Raw genomic sequence first — 6,537 nt, 5'->3', positions numbered from 1 at the left:
TTTACACTGCATCTAGCATATTGAATTGTGCTTTGACAAGGTGATGATATTCTCCCTCGAGCTCCATAAGTTGAGCGTGATTACCTCGCTCGATGATCATACCATTCTCTAGCACGAAGATATTATCCGCTTCCCGGATGGTCGACAGTCTGTGAGCAATGATAATTGCCGTTCTGCCTTTCAACAGGGTCTTCAATGCCTTTTGGATTTTCACTTCCGTTTCTGTGTCGATGCTTGCTGTCGCTTCATCCATGATCAGGATCCTTGGATTGGCTAGCAATGCCCTGGCGAAGGAAAGCAGCTGTCTTTCACCTACTGAGAGGATATTTCCTCTCTCTTCCACTTCTGTTTTATATCCATTCGGCAGCTTCTTGATGAACTCGGACGCCCCTACCGCTTCAGCCGCAGCTCTTACTTCTTCCTCTGTTGCATCCGGCCTGCCGAACAGAATATTATCGTAGATCGTTCCAGAAAAAATAAAGGTGTCCTGCAATACGATACTGATATGCTTCCTAAGGCTGCCTATTGAAACTTCTTTTAAGTCATGACCATCAACCAATACCCTTCCCGAGGTTGGATCATAAAACCGGCTGATCAAGTTGGCGATTGTCGTCTTTCCGGACCCAGTGTGGCCTACTAGGGCAACCGTCTGGCCTGCCTTCATTTCAAGGCTGATCCCCTTAAGCGCTGTTCGCTTGTCATCGTATGAAAAGACCACTTTTTCAAATTTAATTTCTCCGCGCATATCCTCAAGTTCGACCGGATGATCTGCCTCAGAAACAATTGGCTTTTCATCAAGAAATTCAAAGATACGTTCCGATGAAGCCATCCCCATCAATAACTGGTTATACACCTGGCCCAGTCTTGAGATTGGTTCCCAGAACATACCAAGATAGAAGGCAAATGAGACGAATACACCTATTGAGATTGTTCCATTTTGGATTAAACTCGCTCCATACCAAATCAAGACAGCCGTTCCAAGCGCGTTGGTCAGTTCAACCATCGGACGGAACATCGCATTTTTCTGTGAAGCCGACTTCCAGCTTTGGAAGGTCTCATCGTTAACTCCATCAAAAAACGCCATATTTTCCTTTTCCTGAGTAAAAGATTGTGTAACCCTGATTCCCTGGATACTTTCATTCAGGTGAGAATTTAACTTGGATTGTTTCATGCGAACATCCTGCCAGGAACGCCTGATATTTTTCCTCAGCTTTGTTGAAATCAAGAACATAATCGGTAAAATAATCATGATTGCCAGTGTAAGCTGTGGACTTAACGAGAACAAGATAAAGAAAATACCAATCAACAGAACAATGTCCATCAATAAGTTGATGACACCGTTGGTGAACAATTCCTGGAGAGAATTGATATCATTCATGATCCGCACAAGTATGGATCCAGCTGAACGCTGGTCAAAAAAGCGATGGGAAAGATTTTGCACATGTGTGAATAAGTGTTTGCGCAAATCATATATCACATTTTGGCCCAATTGGTTCATCCAGCGGATCCTGAAAATATTTGCTATATAGGAAGCCATATACAGCCCTCCTATAAGCGCAACAAGCCAAAGAAGCATGATGGCATCTTTGTTTTTAACAGCTCTGTCAAGCGTGTAGATCCCAATCAAAATTGGGATCGCCAGTCTTACCGCTGTCGTGATTAATACCATGGCAATCGACAGCGGAACAAGCGTCTTTTTGTATGGAAGCATATAACCAAAAAGTCTTGACATTTGTTTCCAGTTAAAAGGTTTATCAATAACCTGGTCGGTAGAATAATGGAACCTTTTCAAAACTTGAGAGTTTCTATTCTTGCTCAAAACCTTCCCCCCTGTACATTATAGATAACTGGTGTTATGACCAAATGACGATCAGATATCAATTATTTCGATTTTCAAATCAGCCGGTTTGCGATACCTTTTGGCGGTCTTTAAATTGTATATCATAGATTTTTTGATATGTGCCGCCATTCTTAATCAATTGCTCATGTGTACCTCTCTCAGCAATTGATCCATTTTCAAGAACGAGAATTTCATCTGCATGCTTAAGGGAAGAAATACGGTGTGCGATGATGAAGGTCGTCCGTCCCTTCATGACTTCGAGTAATGCTTGTTGGATCTTGAATTCAGTTTCCATATCTACTGCACTTGTAGCATCATCAAGAATTAAAATGCTTGGATTGACACAAATCGCCCTGGCAATCGCGATCCTTTGCTTTTGGCCACCAGACAGTCCCATACCTCTTTCTCCCAAAATCGTATCGTATCCATCCGGGAGCTCCATAATGAAACTATGTGCCTGTGCCCGTTTTGCAGCAGCAATGATTTCATCCATTGTTGCGTCAGGATTACCATAAGAGATATTGGCTTTAATCGAGGAAGAAAATAAGAAAGATTCCTGGAGGACAATCCCTATATTGCTGCGAAGTGATCGAATTGAATAGTCCTTCACATCAAGACCATCAACCAGCACCTGGCCGTCGACTGGTTCGTAAAACCTTGTCATCAATTGGGTAATGCTTGTTTTTCCTGAACCTGTAGACCCAATCAGCCCAATTGTCTGTCCTGGACGGGCTTTAAAGGTAATATTATATAAAGCTTCGTTTTCATCATCTCCATACCGGAGTGTTACATTATTGAACTCTACATCTCCTGTAAGTTTCTCGATTTTCAGAGCCCCGTTCTTCTCTTCGATCTCCTCATCAGCCTCAAGTATTTCTAATAATCTTTCACCTGATGCTTTTGATTGGGAAAATAGATTCACAACGAAACCAAGGTTCATGATTGGCCACATGATGTACCAAACGAGGCTGTAAAAAGCCACAAGCTCCCCTGGGAGCAAAGATTCATTCATAACAAGGAAGCCGCCATATCCTAAAAGCAGGACAACACTTAAATTCCCCAAAAACTCCATTAATGGAAAATACTTAGCCCAAATTTCCGAAGTGAATAAATATTGATCTTTATAATTTCCATTCGATGCATTGAACCTGCCAATCTCATAATTTTCGCGAGAAAGAGATTTAACAGTGTTGATTCCGCTGATATTCTCCTGGACCTTCGTATTCAGCTTCCCAAACGATTTCCTGATGCCCCTGAACGCTGGATGGACTGCCCTGTCAAACTTATATACAACTACAGCAAGGAAAGGCAGCGTCGCAAGAGTCACAAAAGTCAATGAAATAGAATAATAGAACATAACAGAAAAGCTAATGCCAATTAAGAGGACAAAACGAATCAACTCTGAGAAGCCAAAGCTTAGAAAGAAGCGGAAGCCTTCTACATCTGCAGTAAGCCTTGACATCAAATCCCCTGTCTTGGCATTGTCGTAATATCGGAAAGAAAGGAACTGCAGCTTTTCATAAAGCGAGTTTCTCAGCTTATAGACAGAATGAATCCCGAACAGGTCCCCTGTATATTGATAAATGTAGGTACAGATTCCTTTTACGATCATTGATCCGACAAATCCGGCAGCCAGCAGCGGAATCATTTCATATCTTCCTCCAATGACGGATTCGTCAATTGTAAGCTGCAGGATCATCGGGTAAACAACGGTAATCGCCGTTACAATCAACATAAATAATATTGACCATATAAAGTAATTTTTATAAGGCCAATAATATTCCTTTAATTTTTTGAATGTCTCCATTCATTTCCCCCCTTTGGAAAATTAGAGATTCTTCTGGCAAGAAAGTTTTGTTTCTCTTTTCGGAAGTATAATGAGAACTAAATTCACATCCTAGTTAACATCCCCACTTAACATGAAATTCTGGAAAAGCTTAGTAAAAAGAAAATGCACGTATACATTAATATATCGAGTTTCGAAATATTTTTCCAGTACTTTGTTAGAATTTTTTTATTTTTTTGTATATGTGAATTATCTGATATTAACGTGTGAAGAGCAGTTGCAATGGTTTTGGATGTGAGAATCAATAGTGAACAAAAAAATGTCCGTTAGAATTACTCTAACGGATAAAGAGGTGATTCTTATTATGAAATTTGTCCGTTAGAAGGTCTCTATCGGACAAATTCGCAGTCTTTCTGAAGATATGTGTCCGTAAGGAGGTCTCTATCGGATAAACTCGTAGTCTTTCTGAAGAATTGTGTCCATTAGAAGGGCTCTATCGGACAAACTCGTGGTCTTTCTGAAGATATGTGTCCGTTAGAATACGGAAGCTCTCCTTTATTCTTCCTTTTCCATTTCTTCGAGTACCCTGTCCACGCGTTTTTCTAGCATCTTTAATCCGCTGCCGCCAGCCTGGAAATGCCTTAACAGACCGTTTCTGTCAAAGAGATAGTAAGCAGGGACATACTGGTTTTCAAAGGAAGCTGTCAATTTATGTTCATCATCAATGAAGATGGGCTGTGAAATCTTATGTTCTGCTGCCAGCTGTTTGATTTCATCCATATTCATGTCTTTATCGGATCTGGGCATATGGACAGCCATTACATTCAGTCGATCTTTATAATTGTCACGAAGTTCATTCACCGATGGCATCGCTACCTTGCATAGATGGCAGCTGATCGACCAAAAATGGATCAATGTCGGCTTTTCACCAACCAGCTGATTCCTAGTAAACTCACCATTTAGCCATTCAGTTGCTCCGGATATTTCAGGCATAGGCTGACGCAATCTCATATTGAACACCTCTTTTTTGGAATGTCAATTTCACTGACACTTTAAAGCCGGATTGACAATATCAAGGATTTAATTGCTTTTATACTCTATATACTTTGTCAGCAAGTCAACCGCTGACTTGATGGCGTCCTCATCCGGGTCCAGCTTGGCATGATGAAGACCATGGTCTGAATGGACCCCTAGCCAAAACATGAAGCCAGGAATTTCTTTAAGCATATAACCAAAGTCTTCACCCGTCATGGCTTCTTTACAAACTACCACGTCGATATTTTCCTTTTCTTCAGCAAAGGCGATAAAATCTCGTGCCAGTTCTTCATTGTTATAAACTTGATGGTACATGGCCCCATAGTCAATCGAAGTCCTGCATTGGTACCCAACTTCGATCCCCTTGACCAGTGCCTCAATTCTTTCCTTCACTCTGGCCATAGATTCAACGGACAGTGTTCGAATAGTCCCTTCAAGCCTTGATGTTTCTGCGATGATATTTTGCACGGTACCCCCGGTTATCTTGCCAATCGTGATAACGGCACTGTCGAGTGGGTCAATGTTTCTAGAGACAACCGACTGAAGCTGGTTTACGAGAGCACATGCTGCAACAACCATATCATTTGTTTGGTGCGGATAAGCTGCATGCCCGCCTTTCCCCTCAAGGTCAATGAACAGTTCAGAAGTATTGGCAAAAAGCAGCCCCTCCCTTGTTGCAATCGTTCCAACTGGATATTCGGGTGCAATATGCAAAGCTATGATCATATCAGGCTTCCATTCCTGCATGATATCAGTCTTAAGCATTGGCTCAGCACCACCAGGTCCTTCCTCGGCAGGCTGGAAAATGAACAGCAGATCATCATCAATTGGGTGAACAACGAAATATGAAATCAATCCAAGCGCAATGGACATATGAAAATCGTGCCCGCATGCGTGCATCTGTCCTTCGTGAATTGATTTAAATTCCAAACCAGTTGCTTCCGTGATCGGAAGACCGTCGATATCTGCTCTGTAACCAATCGTCTTCTTGGGATTTCTTCCTTTGATCCTGACAAAGACCCCTGTCTTCCATTTCTTAATTTCAAGGGTGTCCTGTGGAAGGCTGCTAAGATAGTCAAGGAGATACGCCTGAGTTTTGAACTCCTTGAAACCCAGCTCAGGAATTTGATGCAAATCTCTTCTAATTTTTACGAAAGTAGAAAAATCCATAGAGTTCTCTCCCCTTATAAAAGAAAGCGCGGACCTAAAATCCACGCTTTCTTTCTTCCTATTAAAGCTGGCGAAGCTCCTGCTTGATTTCTGTTTTTGACTTCGTTTTTTCGTCGATTTCCTTGATAACGCGAGCTGGTGTTCCAGCTACTACGGTATTTGGAGGCACATCGTCGATAACAATAGCTCCAGCAGCAACAACTGCACCTTTGCCTACTGTTACACCTTCAAGGACAACAGCGTTGGCTCCGATTACTACATCATCTTCAACAATGACTGGCTTCGCTGAAGGTGGTTCGATAACGCCAGCAAGCACAGTACCTGCACCGATATGGCAATTCTTACCGACTGTTGCACGGCCTCCTAATACTACGTTCATGTCGATCATAGTACCTTCGCCAACCACAGCGCCGATATTGATTGAAGCCCCCATCATAATAACAGCATTATCACCGATTTCCACCTGGTCGCGAATGATCGCGCCTGGTTCAATACGAGCCTTGATATTTTTCATATCCAGCAATGGAATAGCTGAGTTTCTGCGGTCATTTTCAACCACATAATCTTCAATCTTAGCCTGGTTAGCTTCAATTGCAGGATTGATTTCAGCCCACTCACCGAAAACAACGCCAGTGTTACCTGTGATGAAGGTCTTGGCATTCTCGCCAAAGTCAATTCCTTCCAGATCACCTTTAATATATACCTT

At 42.1% G+C, this 6,537-nt stretch carries 5 protein-coding genes; all 5 read right to left on the bottom strand.

All coding sequences use genetic code 11. The annotated features are described in order from the left end of the window. Window position 1: 1 nt before the first annotated feature. Window positions 2-1,819 (bottom strand): ABC transporter ATP-binding protein, encoded by a 1,818-nt coding sequence (locus ACH0QE_RS04410; protein WP_415799481.1) that lies wholly within the window; start codon window positions 1,817-1,819, stop codon window positions 2-4. A 79-nt stretch (window positions 1,820-1,898) separates the two neighbouring features. Further along, window positions 1,899-3,647, bottom strand: a complete 1,749-nt coding sequence (locus ACH0QE_RS04405) for an ABC transporter ATP-binding protein (protein ID WP_415799480.1) — start codon at window positions 3,645-3,647, stop codon at window positions 1,899-1,901. Between the two features lie 534 nt (window positions 3,648-4,181). Beyond that, window positions 4,182-4,637 carry a TlpA family protein disulfide reductase gene (locus ACH0QE_RS04400; RefSeq protein WP_415799479.1) on the bottom strand — a complete coding sequence of 152 codons (456 nt, stop codon included), beginning with the start codon at window positions 4,635-4,637 and terminating at the stop codon, window positions 4,182-4,184. Between the two features lie 69 nt (window positions 4,638-4,706). Further along, complete coding sequence (locus tag ACH0QE_RS04395; RefSeq protein WP_415799478.1) at window positions 4,707-5,831, bottom strand: N-acetyldiaminopimelate deacetylase; 1,125 nt, start codon at window positions 5,829-5,831, stop codon at window positions 4,707-4,709. Between the two features lie 61 nt (window positions 5,832-5,892). Next, on the bottom strand, window positions 5,893-6,537 hold a 645-nt coding region (gene dapD / locus ACH0QE_RS04390), incomplete at its 5' end, for a 2,3,4,5-tetrahydropyridine-2,6-dicarboxylate N-acetyltransferase (RefSeq protein WP_415799477.1).

This window comes from Mesobacillus sp. (assembly GCF_047739415.1).
In the GTDB taxonomy this organism is placed as follows: Bacteria; Bacillota; Bacilli; order Bacillales; family Cytobacillaceae; genus Mesobacillus.
Note: the sequence above shows the minus strand (reverse complement) of the source record. Positions and strands in the feature narration are given on the sequence as shown.

Bases quoted from the DNA above. Each gene is read 5' to 3' on its own strand.
- ACH0QE_RS04405 (WP_415799480.1), bottom strand. From the start codon at position 3,647: ATGGAGACATTCAAAAAATTAAAGGAATATTATTGGCCTTATAAAAAT.
- ACH0QE_RS04400 (WP_415799479.1), bottom strand. From the start codon at position 4,637: ATGAGATTGCGTCAGCCTATGCCTGAAATATCCGGAGCAACTGAATGG.
- ACH0QE_RS04395 (WP_415799478.1), bottom strand. From the start codon at position 5,831: ATGGATTTTTCTACTTTCGTAAAAATTAGAAGAGATTTGCATCAAATT.